At 69.0% G+C, this 19,261-nt stretch carries 13 protein-coding genes; 9 read left to right on the top strand and 4 right to left on the bottom strand.

Annotated elements, in window-relative coordinates; genetic code table 11:
* Window positions 1-21: 21 nt before the first annotated feature.
* Together IM660_RS14830 and IM660_RS14825 are read right to left on the bottom strand one after the other, a co-directional pair.
* On the bottom strand, window positions 22-888 hold the full coding sequence (locus IM660_RS14830; protein WP_193496621.1) for an ABC transporter permease subunit: 867 nt from the start codon (window positions 886-888) through the stop codon (window positions 22-24).
* Window positions 885-1,862: an ABC transporter ATP-binding protein gene (locus tag IM660_RS14825; RefSeq protein ID WP_193496620.1), complete on the bottom strand. Its 978-nt coding sequence runs from the start codon at window positions 1,860-1,862 to the stop codon at window positions 885-887. Before IM660_RS14825 ends, IM660_RS14830 begins: the two co-directional genes overlap by 4 nt.
* 356 nt (window positions 1,863-2,218) lie before the next feature.
* Here IM660_RS14825 and IM660_RS14820 point away from each other — a divergent pair, with 356 nt between their 5' ends.
* From IM660_RS14820 to IM660_RS14795, 6 genes are all read left to right on the top strand, one after another.
* Entirely contained in the window at window positions 2,219-3,097 is an 879-nt protein-coding gene (locus tag IM660_RS14820; protein ID WP_193496619.1) for a Bax inhibitor-1/YccA family protein, read from the top strand.
* 109 nt (window positions 3,098-3,206) lie between these two features.
* A complete protein-coding gene (locus IM660_RS14815) occupies window positions 3,207-3,608 on the top strand; it encodes an FKBP-type peptidyl-prolyl cis-trans isomerase (protein ID WP_193496618.1) in 402 nt (133 codons plus the stop codon).
* Window positions 3,609-3,864: 256 nt separating this feature from the next.
* The gene (locus IM660_RS14810) at window positions 3,865-5,145 is read left to right on the top strand and encodes an extracellular solute-binding protein (RefSeq protein WP_193496617.1); all 1,281 of its coding nucleotides are present in this window, start codon (window positions 3,865-3,867) and stop codon (window positions 5,143-5,145) included.
* Window positions 5,146-5,332: 187 nt separating this feature from the next.
* Window positions 5,333-6,217 (top strand): carbohydrate ABC transporter permease, encoded by an 885-nt coding sequence (locus tag IM660_RS14805; RefSeq protein WP_193496616.1) that lies wholly within the window; start codon window positions 5,333-5,335, stop codon window positions 6,215-6,217.
* On the top strand, window positions 6,214-7,131 hold the full coding sequence (locus tag IM660_RS14800; RefSeq protein ID WP_193496615.1) for a carbohydrate ABC transporter permease: 918 nt from the start codon (window positions 6,214-6,216) through the stop codon (window positions 7,129-7,131). Before IM660_RS14805 ends, IM660_RS14800 begins: the two co-directional genes overlap by 4 nt.
* An 8-nt stretch (window positions 7,132-7,139) precedes the next feature.
* Window positions 7,140-10,235, top strand: coding sequence for a glycoside hydrolase domain-containing protein (locus IM660_RS14795; RefSeq protein ID WP_193496614.1), 3,096 nt, complete (start codon window positions 7,140-7,142; stop codon window positions 10,233-10,235).
* Window position 10,236: 1 nt separating this feature from the next.
* Here IM660_RS14795 and IM660_RS14790 read toward each other — a convergent pair whose 3' ends face one another.
* Window positions 10,237-11,259: a LacI family DNA-binding transcriptional regulator gene (locus IM660_RS14790; RefSeq protein WP_193496613.1), complete on the bottom strand. Its 1,023-nt coding sequence runs from the start codon at window positions 11,257-11,259 to the stop codon at window positions 10,237-10,239.
* 109 nt (window positions 11,260-11,368) lie between these two features.
* On the opposite strand from IM660_RS14790, the gene IM660_RS14785 reads away from it, so the two are divergent.
* Both IM660_RS14785 and IM660_RS14780 read left to right on the top strand, forming a co-directional pair.
* Window positions 11,369-14,440 carry an alpha-mannosidase gene (locus IM660_RS14785; RefSeq protein ID WP_193496612.1) on the top strand — a complete coding sequence of 1,024 codons (3,072 nt, stop codon included), beginning with the start codon at window positions 11,369-11,371 and terminating at the stop codon, window positions 14,438-14,440.
* On the top strand, window positions 14,437-15,591 hold the full coding sequence (locus IM660_RS14780; protein WP_193496611.1) for a glycoside hydrolase 5 family protein: 1,155 nt from the start codon (window positions 14,437-14,439) through the stop codon (window positions 15,589-15,591). Before IM660_RS14785 ends, IM660_RS14780 begins: the two co-directional genes overlap by 4 nt.
* 68 nt (window positions 15,592-15,659) lie before the next feature.
* On the opposite strand, the gene IM660_RS19960 is transcribed toward IM660_RS14780, so the two are convergent.
* The gene (locus IM660_RS19960) at window positions 15,660-17,318 is read right to left on the bottom strand and encodes an acyltransferase (RefSeq protein ID WP_193496610.1); all 1,659 of its coding nucleotides are present in this window, start codon (window positions 17,316-17,318) and stop codon (window positions 15,660-15,662) included.
* A 234-nt stretch (window positions 17,319-17,552) separates the two neighbouring features.
* Here IM660_RS19960 and IM660_RS14770 point away from each other — a divergent pair, with 234 nt between their 5' ends.
* Window positions 17,553-19,202: an extracellular solute-binding protein gene (locus tag IM660_RS14770; RefSeq protein ID WP_193496609.1), complete on the top strand. Its 1,650-nt coding sequence runs from the start codon at window positions 17,553-17,555 to the stop codon at window positions 19,200-19,202.
* Window positions 19,203-19,261: the final 59 nt, after the last annotated feature.

The raw sequence follows: 19,261 nt of genomic DNA, 5'->3' as shown, positions 1-19,261 counted from the left end.
GCGTCGGCCCTCCAGCAGTGCTCAGGCGTCCCTCCGACGCAGGAGCACGATCGCCGCGATCCAGACCACGGCGACGTAAACGCCCAGGACGCCGAGACCCTCCCAGGGGGTCAGCACCTCCTGGCCGGTATCGGTCCCCATGATCCGCTCACCGGCGGTCGAGGGGAAGTAGGGTGCCATGTCCTGCAGCCAGTCGAGAGTGATGAACTGCGTCAAGATGGGCAGTACGAGAATGACCCCAAGCACCGCTGAGATCGCGGCAGCCGAGTGCCGGAGCATGGCAGCGATCCCCAGTGACAGCAGGGCGATCGCCATCAGATACAGCGGTGCGCCGAGCAGGACGCGTAGGTGCTCGCTGTTCCCGAGATCGGCGGCCATGTCGTGCTGGTCCAGCATCGGCAGCGTCACCACATAGGCGACCGCGACACCGATCACGCCCGTCACGAAGGCGACGGCTGCAGCCAGGACTCCCTTGGCGGCAAGAACCGGCCACCTGGACGGGACGGCGGCGATCGAGGACTTGATCTGACCGGTGGCGTACTCGCCACTGATCAGCAGCACCCCGAGCACGACCACCACGATCTGACCGAAGGCATATCCGAAGCTGGCGGCGAACGCTCCGGCGGTCGGGTCGGTCATCCCTTCCTGCGCCTCCGGGGGCAGGTCGCCGGATGCGGCCATCTCCGCCGTCTGGCTCATTCCCCAGGCCATCGCCAGGCTGATCAGGACCATCACGGCGATCGTGACCCCGATGGTCCACGGGGTGGAACGCAGGGTCGTGAACTTGATCCACTCCGAGCGCAGCACGCGCGGGAAGGACACGTGGGCGTGGGCCAGTGGCCCGGTCTGCTGAGCCCGCCGGGACTGGGCGGGGGCGACGGTGGTCATCGGTTCGCTCCTTCGAGGGTGCTGGCGTCGGGCTGCTGGCCGGCCGCTGGTCCTTCGCTGTGCTCAGGGACGGCCTGGGAGTGGTACTCCACATCGCCGGCCGTCAGCGTCATGAACGCGTCCTCAAGCGAAGCGCGCTGCGGCGTGAGCTCGTGCAGCACGATTCCGCCCGCCAGGGCAGCCTCGCCGACCTGGGGTGCGGTGAGGCCGTCCACGTCCAGCAGGGACGGCTCCACACTGGTGACGGTGACGCCATCGGACTGGAGCCGTGCGGCGAGGTCGGTGGCCTGCGGGGTGCGCACCCGCACCGTCGACTTGGTGGCGGAGTCGATCACGTCCTGCACGTCGCCGGTGGCGACGATCTTCCCGCGACCGATCACGATGAGCCGGTCGGCTGTGATGGCCATCTCGCTCATCAGGTGTGAGGAGAGGAAGACGGTGCGGCCTTCGTCGGCGAGATAGCGGACCATCGTGCGCACCCAGCGCACACCGTCCGGGTCCAGGCCGTTGACCGGTTCGTCCAGGATCAGGGTGCGAGGGTCGCCGAGCATGGCCGAGGCGATGCCGAGCCGCTGGCCCATGCCCAGGGAGAAGCCCCCGGCACGCTTGCGTGCCACGGCGGCCAGCCCGGTCATCTCGATGACCTCGTCCACGCGTTTGCGGCCGATTCCGTGGGTGGCGGCCAGGGCGCGCAGGTGGTTGGTGGCGCTGCGACCGGTGTGCACCGCCTTGGCCTCGAGCAGGGCGCCGACCTCGCGCAGTGGTGCCTTGTGCTCGGCGTAGTGCTTGCCGTTCACCGTGACCTCGCCGTCGGTCGGTCGGTCCAGGCCCACGATCATCCGCATCGTGGTGGACTTTCCCGCGCCGTTCGGTCCGAGGAATCCGGTGACCTGGCCGGGCTCGACAGTGAACGAGATGTCATCGACGGCGGTCTTGGCGCCGTACCTCTTGGTCAGGCCTCGTGCCTCGATCATGATGGGCTCTGCCTCGCTCTCGTGTGGGTAACGATGCCACCGTATTGCGCGGTACTACCGCCGCGGCACCCGCCCAGGGTTGATCTTCGCGGCGCGGGAGTTCGTCCGGCAGGTGGAGACCTCATCCTTCTGGTGGAGCCCGCGGATGGTTGCTGGTCAGGGAGGACCCTGACGGTGGCGGGTGGGTCGCTGCGGCCGGGAACACCGGGCGCTGGGCCTGCGTTGAACAGATCGAGAGCCCACCGTGAGTCCTGCGTGTGATCGCGCCGTCAAGACGGCGTGGATTCTGCGTAGGATGAGACGAGGCAAGGCCGCGCGTGCGGCCTGACGTCCAGCGCCCACAACCAGGAGGCGAGATGAGCAACCCGTACCTGTCGAACAGCTCGCTGTTCGGCAAGAGCAAGCCCGGGGCGGTGAACCCGTACGGCGGCGTCCCACAGGGCGCTCAGTCCAGCGGGTATGCCACCACGGCCACCAGCCCCAGTTATGACCAGCAGTTCGCCGGAGTCGAGCAGTCCTACTACGGGCCGGATGCCGGACCTGCGCAGACTGGCCGGCTGACCTACGACGACGTGATCATGAAGACCGGTGGTCTTCTCGCGGTCGTCGTAGCCGTCGCGGCAGCGTCCTGGTTCCTCGTCCCGGCTTCGCTCCAACTGCCGGCCATGATCGTCGGAGCGGTCGGCGGCTTGATCCTGGGGCTGGTCAACTCCTTCAAGAAGGAGCCGAGCCCTGCGTTGATCATTGCCTACGGCGTGCTCGAGGGTGTCTTCCTCGGTCTCATCTCGGGGTTCTTCGAGACGATGTGGCCGGGAATCGTGGTCCAGGCAGTACTCGCCACGTTCATCACGTTTGCTGTCACGCTGGCGCTCTACAAGTCCGGCAAGGTGCGGGTGACACCGAAGTTCACCCGTTTCCTGATGATCGGGCTGATCAGCTACGGCATCTTCTCCCTCGTCAACATCGGCCTGATGCTCTTCACGAATGTGGGCGGCGCGTTCGGCGTGCGGAGCATGGAGATCTTCGGCATCCCGATCGGTGCCGTGATCGGGCTCGTTGCTGTGGTGCTCGCGGCGATGAGCCTCATCATGGACTTCGACATGATCGCCAAGGGCATCCGCAACGGCGCCCCCCGCAAGTTCGCCTGGTCGGCCGCCTTCGGCATCACCGTCACGCTGATCTGGCTCTACATCGAGTTCCTCCGCCTGATCGCCATCCTGCGTGGCGGTGACTGATTCACACCTGCTGTGGCTGAACGGCACGTTGAGCGGTTCCTGAGTTGTTGAGGACCCGCACGACGTGCCGTTCGCCATGTCCGACTCCCCTCACCGATTGGATGAACCCATGACTGCACTGCCCACCGCCACCGGTACCTTCGGCGACAAGCCGGTGCTGACGTTCCCCGACAATCCGGCCCCCGCCGAGCTCGCCGTGGAGGTCCTCAGCGCCGGGGAGGGGCCGCTCGTCGAGGCCGGCCAGACCATCGACGTCAACTACTACGGCCAGGTCTGGGGCGGGTCGATGTTCGACAACTCCTACGACCGCGGCTCCTCGATCCAGTTCCCGATCGGCGTCGGTACCGTGATCGCCGGGTGGGACAACAGTCTGGTCGGCCAGCCGATCGGCTCGCGTGTGCTGGTCTCCATCCCGCCGCACGAGGGATACGGGCCGAACGGTGTGCCGCAGGCGGGTATCGGCGGCGACGACACCCTGGTCTTCGTGGTGGACATTCTCGGCGCCTCCTGAGCCGCCACCTCCAGACGAACGAACGCCAGAACCCCGGCGCCTTGTGGCGCCGGGGTTCTCGTGTGCCTGGCCGGGTGATCGGGCCCGTCAGCAGCTGCTCGCGATTCCGCAACCGGTGTTGGCGCACTGCAACTAAAGCGGTATAGTTCGAGTGCTGGAGTGGCGACGGAGCCCATGGTCCTCGTCCACCTTCGTTCCCGGCACACACCGACCCGGCCACCGCAGGTCCGGGTCACATGCTCGAAGGAGAGATGTGATGAAGAAGCGCAACGGCGTCGTCGGCTTCGGCGCGGCCGCCCTGGTGGCCATGCTCGCCGCGTGTGGAATGAGCCCGCAGGACGGGGGTGGTGCGGACTCGGAGTCGATCGATACCTCCGGAGAGCTCTCCGGATCGATCGACTTCCAGACCTGGTCCCTTCGCAACGAGAAGTTCACCCCGTACTTCGAGGGCCTGGTGGCTGCCTTCGAGGCCGAGCACCCAGGCACGACCATCAATTGGATGGATCAGCCCGGCGAGGGGTACGAGGAGAAGCTGCTCCAGCAGGTGCAGACGGGAGAGCTTCCGGACGTGGTGAACATCCCTCCGAACTTCGCCTACCAGCTCAATGAGGTGGGTGCGCTGGTGGACCTCGAAGCGGCCGACGCCGAGACGCTCGGGGTGTACACCACAGGTGGCGTCGACGCCTACCGCTTCGACGGTGCGCAGGGGGCGTATGGCTACCCGTGGTACCTGGGCACTGACCTGAACTGGTGGAACACCGAGGAGATGGCCGCGGGAGGTGTGGACGAGGTGCCCACAACCTTCGAGGAGATGGTCGACGCGGCGCTGACGATGAGCGAGAACGGCGCCTTACCACTCTTCTCGACGACGCCCGGTATCGGCGAGCTCGCGGCCGAGGGGGTGCAGATCCTGCAGGACGGCGAGTGGGTCTTCAACACCCCGGAGGCGGCCCAGATCATCCAGCAGTACGCAGACCTCTACCAGGCGGGTGCCATGCCGGCCGAGACGTTGTCGAACGACTACGCCGGCAACGCCACGCTCTATCAGCAGGGTCAGGTGGCGTGGACCACCGGAACCGCGAGCTTTGCCACCGAGCTTCAGAACAACGCGCCCAGCCTGGTGGAGATCACCGAGACGTCCCCTCGGATCGGTACCGCGCCGCTGTTCGTGCAGGGCATCTCCGTGGCCTCCGGCTCGGAGAACCCCGAGTTGGCGCTCGCGTTCGCGCAGTACGTGACCAACAACGAGAACCAGGTGGAATTCGTCAAGCTCGCTCAGGGCTTCCTTCCCGGCACGCTCGAAGCGAATGAGAACCCCGAGTCCTTCACCGGGGTGATCGAGGACCCGCTCGTGGCAGATGCGGTGGACATCGCCGCCACGGCGCTGCCGGATGCGCAGCAGCTGCAGCCGGTGGAGTGGACCGACGCGATGAACACCTTCGCGCAGCAGCAGATCTCGCTGGCACTTCGCGGCGACATCACGCCTGAGGAGGCACTTGACCGCGCAGTGGAGAACGCCACCACCACCATGGGCTGATCAGGGTGCCCAATGGCCGGTCCCGTGCCGGCATCCGATCGCCGAGAGGTGAGGCCGGCAGCACGCCGAGGCGCTGCCGGCCCGGTGACCCGTCGCCCGCTGACCTACGGGCACGTCCGGGAGTCGGCCGGCGAGCGGCCCTGACGATCTTGCAGCGTCACCCCCGCGTCCACGAAAGGAGCTCTGCATGCGTTCAGAGCGTTGGTATACCCCCTGGTTGCTGATCGGCCCCGCCGTGATCTGGGTGCTGGTGTTCTCGATCTTTCCGTTCCTGAACACCATCGTGCTGAGCTTCACCGACTCCCGTCCGCTCAGCGGCGGTGCGTTCATCGGGCTGGAGAACTACGTTCGTCTCTTTGACGACCGGCTGTTCTGGAATGCGATCGCCACGACGTTCGTGTACGTGATCGTCTCCGTGCCGCTGCTCACGTTCATCCCGCTCGGTGTGGCGTTGCTGGTCGAGAAGAGGGTGCCCGGGATCTCCTTCTTCCGCACGGTGGCGTACTTCCCGGTCATTGCCTCGGTGGTGGTGGTCGCGCTGATCTGGACCTGGATGTTCAGCTCCCGGGGCATCGTGAACGAGGCGATGAAGTTCGTCGGCCTGATCCAGGACTCGGTGCCCTTTCTGGTGGACAGGTGGCTGGTGGTCTTCTGCGCCATCCTGCTGACCGTGTGGAAGGGGCTCGGCTACTACATGGTGGTCTATCTGGCCGCCCTGACCTCGGTTAGCCCGGAGCTCCACGAAGCGGCCGCGCTGGATGGGGCCAGTACGTGGAAGCGGTTCCTGCACGTCACGATCCCGGGTGTCCGTGGAGCGATGATGCTGGTGAGCGCGCTCATCGCGGTGGCGGCGATGCGCATCTTCTCCGAGATGGACATCCTGACCGGCGGGACCGGCGGGCCCGGTGGGGAGAGCATCACCATCGTGATGCTGGTTCGCCAGGTCGGGTCCGGCCTGAACGGGCAGACCGGCTACGCCTCCGCGATCAGTGTGGTGCTGTTCTTCCTGACCCTGATCCCGCTGCTGACGATCGCCTGGATGAACAACCGGAACAAGGAGGGCGCCCGATGAGTGAGGTGACCGACAAACGTCTCTCGCTGGAGGCGATCCAGCGCGCGCAGCGCAGGCCGTGGCGCCGCCGGGAGGCCTTCGATATGACCCGGCCCACCTTGGCCGGTCTCATCGGCCGGTACGTCCTGCTCCTGGCGCTGGTGCTGCTGTCCGTGGGGCCATTCCTGTGGCAGTTGTCGACCTCGCTGAAGAGCGTGAACGAGGACATCTCCGCATTTCCGCCATCGTTCATCCCGGACGATCCCACACTCGCCGCCTACGAGACCGTGAACAACCTCGTGCCCGTGTACAGCTACGCGATGCACTCGGCGATGGTGGCGATCGCGACCGTGGTCTCCAACGTGGTGCTCGCCACGGTGGCCGGATACGTGCTCGGGTGCCTGCGTTTCCGCGGTCGCAAGATCGTCCTCGGGCTGTTCCTGTCCACCCTGCTCCTGCCGGGTGAGGTCACTCTCACCAGCCAGTTCCTCCTCGTGAACGGGATGGGGCTGGCGAACTCGCTCGCTGGCGTGTACATCCCTGGGGCCATCGGGGCAGTCAACGTGCTGCTGATGATGACCGCCTGTCGCGCCATCCCGACCAGCGTGCTGGACGCGGCGATCCTGGATGGCGCCAGCACCGTGCAACGGATCCGGCATGTGGTCTGGCCGAACGTACGCGGGATGGCCTCGGTGGTCGGTGTGTTCGCGTTCATCGGCGCCTGGGACGACTACCTGTGGCCGTTGATCGTGCTCTCCGATCCGGCCAAGTACACACTGACGGTCGGGATGGCGTACCTGAACTCCGCGCTCGGTGCGAACCCGCGGGAGATCGCTGCCGGAACGATCATTGCCCTGGTGCCGATCATCATCCTCTTCGCTGTCATGCAGCGGCACTTCTTCCGGGGTGTGGACAGCGGGGCCGTGAAGGGATGATCGACCGTGTGCCCACGCCACTGACCCTCGTGCCCGATTCCGGACCGCCGGCTCCGCCCAGCTCCCGCCCGCACGCTGGGCTGTGGACGGATCTGCCCGTCGCCCGGTACGGCCCGCCTGCACAGGCCCACGACGGCGTCCCTCGCCTGGCCGTGACCGGTGCGGCCGGGCAGGTGGGCAACTCTGGACAGGTGCTCCAGGTAGCCATCTACCCGGCCCGCACCAATCCTGTCGGGGACGAGTCCGACGTCACCGTGGAGGTCCGCTCGCACGGCCCGGACGGCCAGTCATGGCTGGCCGACGAGGCCGGGAACCCGGTGGACGGCAGCAGCCCTGGCGCCCTGCTGGCCGAGCAGTGGAACCTGCTCACTGCACCGGCGGGGGCGCGGCACATCAGCGTGCACGGCGGCGGCGTGACCGGGTGGGTGCAGGCCCGTCAGGTCAGGGCCGAACGGCTGCCGGAGGACGTGCTGGACCAGGTGTCCACCATCCGTGGCTCGCACTCCGGGTTCGCCCACTCCCGCGGGAACACGGCGCCTGTGGTCGCGGCCCCGCACGGCATGATCCACCTGGGGCCGATCACTGACGCCGATGACGCCAGCTGGCACTACCGCTGGCACAGCACCAACCTGGTGGGAGTCGCGGTGACCACCCGGCCCAGCCCGTGGCTGGGTGGCCCGGCCTGGCTGCAGGTGCTGCCGTGTGATGTGGACGGCGGGTACATCCCGGTGCCGCTGGACCACGACGCCGAGGCAGACCGGCCGCATCGCTACCGCCATCCGTTGCCCGGTGGCGGCGCCGGCGATGGCCCCGGTGATGGCTCGGTGCAGCTGACCGCGACCGAACGCACCGGAGCGGTCCTCGTCACGGGCGTTCCGGCCCTTGCCCTGCGCGCCCCGGACGGGCAGATGTGCGTCGAGCACCTGGACGGCGGCCGCGTCCGGGTGCGCGTGCGGTCCGTGCGCGTGGGTGAGCCTGAGCGCCGCCCCGTGGTCGGGCACGTGGTGGTCGAGACCGTTGGCGCCGTGGTGGTGCGGGCGTCGGGCGCCACCGGTGACGTGCTGATGGTCGCGCCGACGGACGTGCTCGAGCTCCGGTTCGCCTTCTCCTATCTCTCCCACGAACAGGCGCTGCGCACCCTGGAGCAGGAGAACCGCCCGCACTCGTTCGCCGAGCTCAGCCGCCGCACCGGCGAGCAGTGGCACACCCTGCTGGAACGCCTGGAACTGCTGGGGGCCACCGACGCACAGACCCGCACCGCGCGGACGGCGCTGGCTCGGCTGTACCTGTGGCCCAGCCTCGCCCATGAGAACGCCGGCACCATCGATCACGTCCGGTGGGTGCACGCCGACCTCTATGGCCGCACCGACGGCACCGTGCCCGGCCAGGTCGACCAGGTTCCCGCCGTCGACGGACCGCTCTACGTCAACAACGGGTACTGGGACACGTACCGCACCTGCTGGCCCGCCTACGCCTTGCTCACTCCCGACCATGCCGCCGGGCTGCTCGAGGGGATCCTCGCGCAGTTCCGTGACGGCGGCTGGATGGCCCGCTGGGCTGCCCCCGGCTACGCCGACTGCATGGTGGGCACCTCCTCCGACGTGGTCTTCGCCGATGCCGCCACCTATCGCATCCCCGGCTGGGACGAGGTGACCGCCTACGACAGCGCCCTGCGTGACGCCACAGTGCCGGCCGACGAGCCCGCCGTCGGGCGCCGTGACCTGGCTCGCTCCCGCTTCCGCGGCTGGGTCACCGACGATGTCCCGGAGGGGTTCAGCTGGTCTGTGGAGAGTGCCCTGTGCGACGACGCCATGTCCCGCTGGGCGGATGACCTCGCCCGACGCGCCGATGCCCTCGGGTACCCCGAGCGCGCCGCGCAATGGCGAGCCGACGCCCGCTACCTCGGCCACCGTGCCCTGGCCGTCCGGGGACTGTTCGACCCGGGCACCTGCTTCTTCCGAGGGCGCGACGTCCAGGACAGGCCGAGCTCCGCCGTCGGGGACTTCGACCCGGCCCGCTGGGGTGGTGACTTCGCCGAGACGAACGCGTGGGGGATGAGCGTCTCGACCGTGCACGACGGCCCCGGAATGGCGGCGCTGTACCAACGGCACGGAGGAGGGCTGGCCGCGCACCTGGACCGGCTGCACGCGGAGCCGGAGACTGCCGCTGAGGCCTGGTGCGGTACCTACCCCGGCGTGATCCACGAGATGACCGAGGCGCGATCGTTGCGCACCGGGATGTGCGCCCTGTCGAACCAGCCGGCGCACCACATCCCCTTCATGGAGCTGCACGCAGGCCGCCCGTGGCGCACCCAGGAGCTCACCCGCGACGCGCTGGAACGGCTCTTCACCGGGGCTGAGATCGGGCAGGGCTACCCGGGCGACGAGGACAACGGGGAGATGTCTGCCTGGTGGCTGTTCACCGCTCTCGGGCTCTACCCGCTGCACCCGGGCAGCGGCGAGCTCGTGCTGACCGCCCCTCTGCTGGAACAGATGCGCTGGACGCGCGCGGACGGCACCGTCCTTCAGGTACGCACCACCCGGCCGGACGGGACGACTCTGCGGGAGGCGCGCTACATCGCCTCCGTCCGCGTGAACGGCCAGGTGTGGGAGCGGGTGAGCATCGCCGTCGAGACCTTACGGGGTGACTGCCTCGTGGAGGTCGAGCTGAGCACAGCCCCGACGTCCTGGGGTGCGGCATCTCGTCCCGCCGGTGCGGCCGTGGACGTGCCCGAGGCCGGCTGGCTGGTCGATGCCACGCCGCGCGCGACCGTCCGGCCGGCCACGATGGCGGCGCTCGTCGATGACGACGGCAGTGGCGTCGTCCATTGGCCAGCGGGGGTGGCGCTCACGCTCACCTGGCCTGGTCTGGTCGATGCGGACCATCTGACGGTGACGTTGGACGCCCCGGCGCGCTTCGCCGTCGAGATCCGTACCGGCGAGCGGTGGCGGTCGGTGGCACCGCTGGACTTGCACCCGGCGTGGTCGAACCAGACGGTGCCCGGGCTGCTGCCGGCGCCCCGGCTGCGGGCCCTGCGGCTGCGCGCCCTCGACGATGCCCACGTGCGGCAGGTCGAGGTGTTCGGCGAGATGCGGCGGCGGTGAGTCAGCCGGAGGTGGACCCGCGCGGCACGATGGACGGTGCCGGTGCGGTCAGGTGCTGGGCGACACCGGTCTCGATGGTGGCCAGCAGCGCCTCGGCCGCCATCCGGCCCAGATCGGCCGGGTCCCGGTACAACGCGGTCAGCGGGGGAGAGACCACCCGGCACACGGGGGAATCCTCGAATGAGACCAGGGCGACGTCTTCGGGCACGCGCAGGCCGGCGTCGTGGACTGCGACCAGTCCGCCCAGGGCGAGCAGCTCGTTGTCGAAGACGATCGCGTCCACGTGCTCCTCTCCCGCGTCGCGCAGCACCTCAGCGGTGGCATGGCGCCCGGCGTCCTCGGTGAAGTCAGTGGTCCACGAGGCCACGACGTCAAGTCCTTCTTCGGCAGCCACGTCCCGGAACGCTCGGCGCCTGGTCTCCACGTGTACCAGACCGCTGAGTCCTGCCACATGCGCCACCCGGTGCCGGCCGGTCTCGTGCAGGTGCTCCACCACTCGCCGCATCGCCTTCGCGTCGTCGGTGACCACCGACCCGACGCCTGCGAGCCCGGAGCACGCTGTGGAGACTCCTACCACGGTGCACGGCAGCCCGAGGTGGGCCAGGGCGGCCGGGCGATCGTCCTGCTCCCGCGGGTCGGTCAGGATCACCCCGTCCACGTGTTTGCCGGACCACCAGCGCGCGTGAGCGAGCCGCTCCTCCTCCTCGGTCTGCACCATCTGGAGCAGCAACGACTGGTGCTGCCGGGTGAGCACGTGCTCCACCCCGGCGATGAAGCGCAGGTAGAAGCCCTCGTTCGAGATCGTGTCGGTAGGTCGGGTGATCACCAGGCCGACCGCCTGGGCCCGGTTGTTCGACAGTGCGCGGGCGGCGGCGCTGGGCTGCCAGCCGATCTCGTCGGCGACCTTCCGCACCCGCGCGCGGGTCGCCTCAGAGACCCCGGGCTGGTCGTTCAACGCGAACGAGACAGCACCCGGTGAGACACCGGCAGCGTGGGCGATGTCGCGGATCGTGGGGCGCTTCACGGGCGTCAGTGTGTCGTGACCGCGGCGGCGGAGCAAGTGACTGAACCGCTTTAGTACAGTGGTCCACGGAAATCTAGGATGTGACGTACAAGGAAGCAGGAGGATGCCGATGCACCGGCACGAGGGCATAGACGCGGGACGGGTGCGCAGGCACCTCGCCGAACGAGTGGCGCCTGCGCAGACGGAGCCGGTGGTCGCCCTGGAGGTGCGGGCCGCGCAGGTGACCGCGGCTGACGGACCTGCCGCCGGCGTGCCGGGTCAGGGGGAGCCGATCGGATTCACCGCCGCAGGCGACCTCGATTACCGGCCGGTCGCCGTCGGTGAGGCATGGGGGCCGGCCTGGGGCACGACCTGGTTCCACCTCAGCGCCGTGGTGCCACCGGAAGCACGCGGCGGGCTGCTGGAAGCCGTCGTCGAACTCGGCTGGCAGGACCACTCGCCCGGCTTTCAGTCCGAAGGCACCGTGTACCGCCCAGACGGCACGGTGATCAAGGGGCTCCATCCGCGGAACAGCTGGATCCCGGTGGAGCTCGGCCCCGACGGCCGGTTCGAGGTGATCGTGGAGGCGGCAGCCAACCCGATCCTGCTCGACGTGCCACCGTTCGTACCGACTGAGCGGGGGGACCGGCACACCATGGACCACGCCCCCCTCTACCGGCTCACGCGCGCCGAGATCGTCCGCGTCCACCCGCAGGTGCGCGAACTGGTGGCGGACCTGACCGCACTGGAAGGGCTCACTCAGGAGCTGCCGGCTGACTCCGGCCGCCGCGCCGAACTGCGGGTCAGCCTGGACCGCGCCCTGGACGCCCTCGACCTGACGGATATACCCGGCACGGCTCAGGAAGCCCGGAACCGGATCGCCGGAGCACTCGCCGCACCGGCGGCGCCGAGCGCGCACCAATTAGTGGCCGTCGGGCATGCGCACATCGACTCCGCCTGGTTGTGGCCGCTGCGCGAGACCCGCCGCAAGGTGGCGCGCACCATCGCGAACGTGCTGCGCCTGCAGGCCGACGGGCACGACGTCGTGTTCGCCTTCCCTGCCGCCCAGCACGCCGCTTGGCTCGAAGAGGACCAACCCGAGCTGTTTACCCGGGTGCAGCGTGCGGTGGCCGAAGGGCGCATCGTGCCGGTGGGGGGCATGTGGGTGGAGGCCGACGCCAACCTGCCCGGTGGTGAGGCCATGGCACGTCAATTCGTGCTCGGCGGTGCCTTCTTCGAGCGCGTCTTCGGCCACCGGTGCGAGGAGGTGTGGCTGCCGGACAGCTTCGGCTACTCGGGCGCGCTCCCGCAGCTGGCCCGGCTCGCCGGGGCACGGTGGTTCCTCACCCAGAAGATCTCCTGGAACCAGGTGGACGACTTCCCGCACCACACCTTCTGGTGGGAGGGCATCGACGGCAGCCGGGTGTTCACCCACTTCCCGCCCGCCGACACCTACGGGTCGGACCTGTCCGCCAAGGAGCTGCACCACGCTGCGGCGAACTTCCGCGACAAGGGTGCCGCCCGCACCTCGCTGGTGCCATTCGGATATGGCGACGGTGGGGGCGGTCCCACCCGGGAGATGCTCGCCCAGGCCACCCGTGCAGCCGACCTGGACGGCTCCCCGCAGGTGCGCCTCGGCAGTCCGCGGGAGTTCTTCACCCAGGCCGAGGCCGAATACGCGGATCCGCCGGTGTGGTCTGGTGAGCTGTACCTGGAGCTGCACCGCGCCACCTACACGACGCAGGCGCGGATCAAGCGGGCCAACCGCGAGGCCGAGCATCTGCTCCGCGAAGCCGAGCTGTGGGCCACCACGGCCGCGGTCCGCGGGCTGCTCGACTACCCCCGCGCCCTGTTCGAGGAGTGCTGGCGCACGACCTTGCTCGGCCAGTTCCACGACATCCTGCCCGGCACCTCGATCTCCTGGGTGTACCAGGACGTGCTCACTGATCTCGCCGCCGCCGCCGAGCGGCTCACCGAGGTGATCGAGCGCAGCCTCGCCGCTCTCGCCGCGGAGCAGTCCGGTGAGGTCACGGTCAACGCCGGGCCGTACGCCCGGGGAGGTGTGCCGGCCCTCGGGGCTGCCGTGGTGCCGCCGGCCTCCGGAGATGTCCGGGTGTATGCCGACGGCGGAGCCTACGTTCTCGAGGACGCGCACCTACGGGTGCGTATCGACTCCGACGGCCTGATCACGTCCCTCGTGGACAGCACGTGCGGCCGCGAGGTGATCCCGCCGGGGGAGCGGGGCAACCTGCTCCAGGTGCACCAGGACTTCCCGAATATGTGGGACGCCTGGGATGTGGATCCGTTCTACCGGAACACGGTGGTCGACCTCACCGAGGTGGAACGGATCGAGGCCTCGACCGACGCGGGCTCCGCGACCGTCACGGTGCACCGCCGCTTCGAGGGCCGCCCGATCGTGCAGACGCTCAGCCTGCGCGCCGGGGAGCCGGGTCTGCACCTCGGCGTGGATGTGGACTGGGCAGCCAAGGACAAGTTCCTCAAGGTGGCTTGGCCGGTAGACGTGCACACCGACCACGCCCGCTTCGAAGTGCAGATGGGGCACCTGAGTCGACCCACCCACACCAACACCAGTTGGGACTTCTACCGGTTCGAGGTCTACGCGCACCGGTGGCTGCACGTGGGTGAGCCCGGGTACGGCGTCGGTCTGGCGAACGAGGCCACCTACGGCTATGACCTCACCAGGCACTCCCGCCCCGGCGGCGGCACCTACCACCTGGTGCGCGCCAGCCTGCTGCGCGGACCGGCCTACCCGGACCCGCGCACCGACCACGGCAGCCACCACTTCGCGTTCCGGCTGCTGCCGGGAGCGGACATCCCAGCCACTGTGGCCGCAGGCTACGCGGCCAACCTGCCGCTGCGCAGAGTGCCCGGTGGGGAGTTCGAGCCGCTGTTCACGGTGAGCGAGGGCGCGGTGGTCGAGGCCGTGAAGCTCGCCGAGGACGGCAGCGGGGATGTGGTGGTGCGCCTCTACGAGCCGTACGGCCGGCGTACTCAGGTGCACCTGACGCCGTCGTTCGCCACGATGGGTGTGGTGGAGACAGACCTGCACGAACGACCGCTCACGGAGGAGACCACAGTGCAACCGAGCGTGCTGGCCGGCGGCGCCGGGGCCCACGGGCCGATTGCGGTGCGGCTGCGCCCGTTCCAGGTGGCCACGATCCGGCTGGAGGTGGTCCGATGAAGGTCGGCGTCAACTACACGCCACGGCGCGGGTGGTTCCACTCCTGGTACTCCGTGGACCTCGACGAGGTGCGTCGCGACCTGGACGCGATCGCGGGGCTGGGCCTGGATCACGTACGCATCTTCCCCGTCTGGCCCATCCTGCAGCCGGACCGTGCTGTCATCAGGGCTGAGGCGCTCGCCGACGTGGCCGCCGTCGTGAGTGCGGCGGGCGAGCGCGGACTGGACGTGTGGGTGGACGCCCTGAACGGGCACCTGTCCAGCTTCGACTATCTACCGGCCTGGGTGACGAGCTGGCACCGCCGGAACCTGTTCACCGATCCCGACGTGCGCTCCGGCCAGGTGGCGCTGGTGACGGCGCTCGCAGGCGCCGTCAAGGATCTTCCCGGTGCTCGTGGGATCGGGCTGGGCAATGAGTTCTCCCAGTTCGCCGCTCCGCGCCACCCGGATCGGCACGTGGTGCGTTCGGACCAGGTGCACGGCTGGCTGGCCGAGCTGATCGGGGCGGCGGAGGTCGCATGGCCGCACGGGCGGCACTCGCACAGCTTCGACGACGACCTGTGGTTCGTCGACTCCCACCCCTTCGGGCCCGCGCACGCCGTGCGCCACGGGGCGATGACCACGGTGCACTCGTGGGTGTTCGGTAAGAACTGGGACCGCTACGAGAACGAGGTGGAGCAGGCACTGCCGTACTTCGCGCGCTACCTGCTTGAGCTGGCTGCGGCGCACTCGGGCCCCGGCAGACCCGTCTGGCTGCAGGAAGTGGGCGCCCCGATCTCGCATGTGCCCTCCCGCTATGCGCCCGACTTCCTGCGGCGGACACTGGAACTGGCCGCCGGGGCTCCTGGCCTGGAAGCGGTGACCTGGTGGTGCAGCCACGACGTCACGCGCGCGATGCCGGACTTCCCCGAGCTGGAGTACTCCCTTGGCCTGTTCGACGCCGATGGCGCGGTCAAGCCGATCGGCTGGGAGCTGGCGGCCATGGTGGAGGATCTGCGCGCCGTGCAGGCCAGCCCCTCAGGCACCGAGCGGTCGGTGGTCGCGGTACCGGCTGCTACGGCCCGGGCGGATCTGACACCCGATGGTGAGGTGTTCGCGCAGTGGTACGCCCAGGCTCGCACCGGCACGGTGCCGGCCCTGCAGCTCCCCTGAGCGGTGCCGCTGGACTCCTGTTTCCCCAGCCTGGCCCGGGCGCCCTCGCGCGCCCGGGACTACTGTGGTCAGCGCGCCCAGGGTCGGTGCACCCCGCGCGGCTCGTAGCGCAGGGCTCCGGACTCGCCGAGCAGATCGGCCAGGTACCAGGCGATCGCGAGCCACATCTCGGTGCCCTGCAGGCTCGGGGTGGCATCGCCGCGCGCATCGGCGCGTTGTGCGAAGCCGAACCCAGCGCCAGGGTGCCACGCCTCGGCCAGTCGCGGTACCTGCGCGGCCGCCCAGGCGCGAACCTCACTGCGACGGTGGTTCGTCTGGTGGCCGGCGAGCCACAGCGGGTGGGCGATATCGAGGACGTCGCACGCAGTGGCGCGAGCGGGTGCGAACCGGCGGTCGTCCCGGGCATGGGCGAGGACGGTGTCGATCGCGCGCTCCGGCTGTGGCAGTGGCAGACCGAACTGTGCGAATGTGCCGCGGGTGAGGCGGTAGAAGCCGTTCACCGGTTGCCGCAGCCCGTCGCTGGGTCGCGGTGAGCCCCACATGCCCGAGTGCCGGTCGACGTTCAGGTGCAGCCAGCCGATCAGTGTCTCCAGCGGTCCGGTACGGCCGAACCAGTCGCGGTTCCACAGCAGGGCGGTGCCGACCGAGTCGACCCAGTCGCCTGCGCCCCAGGCGCGCTCGGACCATGGCTGCTGCTCGACCGCGGCGATCATCGCGTCCCCGCGCAGCTCATCCACCACGCGGATCGGATGGGTGAACCGCGCTCCGAGCAGGTCGAGCGCGTATCCGGCGCACAGCAGGTGGTACCGGATCGGTCCGCCGCCCAGATCTGCCGCGGTCGGTTCCATCGCGGCTTGCGCGATCGTGCTGCGCAGCTGCGGGATCAGGCCAGTGGCCGGATCCTGGGAGCGTGTCAGCGTCTCGACGATCTCCTCCCGCTCGAGCTGCTCGGGAACACCGAGGCCAAGAAGGTCGGCCAGTTCGACGGCGTCACACAGCGCCCGGACTGTGGGATCGGCCCCCGGGGTGTCCGAGAAGGTCCTGGTGGTCTCGTCCCAGCAGCGGGCGAGAAGTGCTGACGCTTCCTCGCGGGCCCGCTCGGCGAGCTGGGCGAGGGCTCTCGATGGGCTGGACCAACCGTCGCTGTCACGGCTGTCACGGCGGTCACGGATGCGCCGGGCCGGGTTGCCGACGACGATCGACCACTCCGGGACGTCCTTGGTGACGACGGATCCAGCGCCGATGACGCTGTGCGCTCCGATCGTGACGCCGTCGACGACGCTGACGTGGGAGCCGATATAGACGTCGTTGCCGATGGTGATGCCCGCGCTCGTTACCGGCTGCTCGTGCACGGGGCGCTCGGGGGCGAAGGTGTGGTCGAAGCCCAGCAGTGCCGTGTGGGCGCCGATCCGCACGCCGTCACCGATCCGGATCGTCCCGCGGACGACGGCGTAGGCGTTGACGGTCGAGTTGGCCCCGATCTCGATATCTCCGGTCACGTAGCTGAAGGCCGCCAGGTACGAGCGATCACCGAGCGTGAGCGAGTCGGCATAGCAGGCGGCCCACTCGGAGACCACGCAGTTCTCGCCGAGGTGAGCTCCGCCGTCGGCGAGGGCGTGCAGGCGTGCACGTTGCGCCTGCTGCTGCTCCGCACTCGCCGTGGACCAGAACGCCCAGGTGTTGAAATCGGGTTCAGCGTCGATCAGTCCGGTGGTGTGGTCACTCATCGGGTGGGTGGCTCCTCGAGTCGGCCTTGACGATGTCTTGTCGCTGTGGCTAGAGTCACGCTACACGTTGATGCATCGATGCATCACAGAGTGACGGTTCGATGTGGCACTGTGTGGCTGGTCGCATCGCCCGCCGCTCGGCAGCACAACCCATCCCTTACCCGCACGAGAGCGGAACCCCCGTCCGCGACCGTGCACCAGAGCGCAGCGAAGCCACAGAGCTGGAGGTTGGTCATGAGTGGAACCGCGATCAGTAGGCGTCGGATTCTTCAAGGTTTCGGTGGTGCCGCACTTCTCGGCACCACCGGAACGCTGGCAGCATGCGGAGGTTCGTCCTCCGGCGAGGAAACCGGTGCGCCCGATCCGTCGGCCGGGAGCGCTCCGAGCGACGTCATCCCGAATTTCGTCGCGAGCTCCTTCGTCGAGCCCGACCTGCCCGGATCCGAGGCAGGCGTACAGGCGGGGTTCCTGAGCTACCCGGCCGACCCGGTCCAGGTGCACAGCGAGGCGCCCGGAAAGGGTGGGACAGTCTCGGCGCTCACCTTCACCTGGGACGCGGCCGCGCCGGGCCTCGGGCAGAACGCCTACTGGCAGACCCTGAACGAGAGGCTCGGAGTCGAGCTCGACCTCACCTACTCACCCGGTGGGGATTACCCGAACAAGTTCGCCACCACTATCGCCGGTGGTGACGTCCCGGACATGACGGTCGTGCGCACCCCGCAGCCGAATCTGCCTGACTTGCTCGCCGCACAGTTCCAGGACCTGAGCGAGTACCTCGGCGGCTCGGCCGTGGAGCGGTACAGCGGCCTCGCCGCACTGCCCACGGTCAGCTGGAAGGCGTGCGTCTTCGGGGGCCGGCTGTTCGGTATCCCGATCGCCCGGCCACTGGTGGGCACCGTGCTCTTCGCACGTCGCGACATCCTGCAGGACATGAGCCTGCCGGAGCAGCCGGCCGACTACGACGAGTTCCGCGAGCTCGTCGGCGAGTTGTCCAACGCCAGCGAGAACCGGTGGGCGATGGCTGACCCCGGCGCCGGTCTGCAGGCGGTCAAGGAGATGCTCCACCTGCCCGCCACCTGGATGGAGGACGGCGGCTCTTTCACTCACGTGATGGAGACCGAGGAGTACAAGCAGGTCCTCGCCGACGTCACCGAGATGTGGGAGGCGGGCGTCTTCCACCCGGACTCCCTCAGCGCCAACAACAACCAGCGCAACGACTGGTTCACGGCCGGCACCATCAGCCTGAACCGCGCCGGTGCCGCGGGCTGGAACAAGTTCTACGACTGGGGTGCCGACGTGCCGGGCTACGAGCCGATGGGTCTGGCGATGCCAGGCTACGACGGCGGTCCCGGCGGTCACACTGCCGGTTCGGTCACCACTGGGATGCTCTCGTTCAAGCAGGCCGACGCCGGTCGGATCGAGGAGCTGCTCGCGATCGCCGATTACCTGGCCACCCCGTTCGGAACCGCGGAGTACCTGTTCCGTCACTTCGGTGAGGGCGGGGTGCACCACGAACTGGACGGTAGCGACCCGATCCTCACCGACCAGGGCAGTGTGGAGACGGTGCTGCCGGTGAAGTACCTCGCCGACTCCGACGGCGTCGTGTACGCACCTGGCAACGAGGCCGCCACCCGGTCCCAGCACGACTACCAGTCCACGGTCATCCCGAATGTCATCCCCGATCCGACCGTGGGGCTGTTCTCCAACCTGGACGCGACGGATGGGAAGACCATCAACGGTGCGTTGCGCGATTTCCAGATCGACGTCATCGCCGGGCGTCGCTCGCTGGATGAGTGGGATGCCGAGGTGGCCTCCTGGCGTGAGGCAGGCGGCGACGACATCCGCGCCGAGTACGAGGCTGCCTTCGCCGAGGCGAACGGCTGAGTCGGCTGGTGTAGGCCCGAGGCGCCGGGTGGGGGAGCACTCCCACCCGGCGCCGACCG

Origin of the sequence: Ruania alkalisoli, assembly GCF_014960965.1 — a bacterium.
Lineage (GTDB): Bacteria > Actinomycetota > Actinomycetes > Actinomycetales > Beutenbergiaceae > Ruania > Ruania alkalisoli.
The sequence above is the reverse complement of the archived record's forward strand: the minus strand, read 5'-3'. Positions and strand labels throughout refer to the sequence as shown.

Excerpts from the sequence above, each read along its gene's own strand:
- IM660_RS14830 (WP_193496621.1), bottom strand. The coding sequence starts at position 888 with ATGACCACCGTCGCCCCCGCCCAGTCCCGGCGGGCTCAGCAGACCGGG.
- IM660_RS14825 (WP_193496620.1), bottom strand. The coding sequence starts at position 1,862 with ATGATCGAGGCACGAGGCCTGACCAAGAGGTACGGCGCCAAGACCGCC.
- IM660_RS14820 (WP_193496619.1), top strand. The coding sequence starts at position 2,219 with ATGAGCAACCCGTACCTGTCGAACAGCTCGCTGTTCGGCAAGAGCAAG.
- IM660_RS14815 (WP_193496618.1), top strand. The coding sequence starts at position 3,207 with ATGACTGCACTGCCCACCGCCACCGGTACCTTCGGCGACAAGCCGGTG.
- IM660_RS14810 (WP_193496617.1), top strand. The coding sequence starts at position 3,865 with ATGAAGAAGCGCAACGGCGTCGTCGGCTTCGGCGCGGCCGCCCTGGTG.
- IM660_RS14805 (WP_193496616.1), top strand. The coding sequence starts at position 5,333 with ATGCGTTCAGAGCGTTGGTATACCCCCTGGTTGCTGATCGGCCCCGCC.
- IM660_RS14800 (WP_193496615.1), top strand. The coding sequence starts at position 6,214 with ATGAGTGAGGTGACCGACAAACGTCTCTCGCTGGAGGCGATCCAGCGC.
- IM660_RS14785 (WP_193496612.1), top strand. The coding sequence starts at position 11,369 with ATGCACCGGCACGAGGGCATAGACGCGGGACGGGTGCGCAGGCACCTC.
- IM660_RS14780 (WP_193496611.1), top strand. The coding sequence starts at position 14,437 with ATGAAGGTCGGCGTCAACTACACGCCACGGCGCGGGTGGTTCCACTCC.
- IM660_RS19960 (WP_193496610.1), bottom strand. The coding sequence starts at position 17,318 with ATGAGTGACCACACCACCGGACTGATCGACGCTGAACCCGATTTCAAC.
- IM660_RS14770 (WP_193496609.1), top strand. The coding sequence starts at position 17,553 with ATGAGTGGAACCGCGATCAGTAGGCGTCGGATTCTTCAAGGTTTCGGT.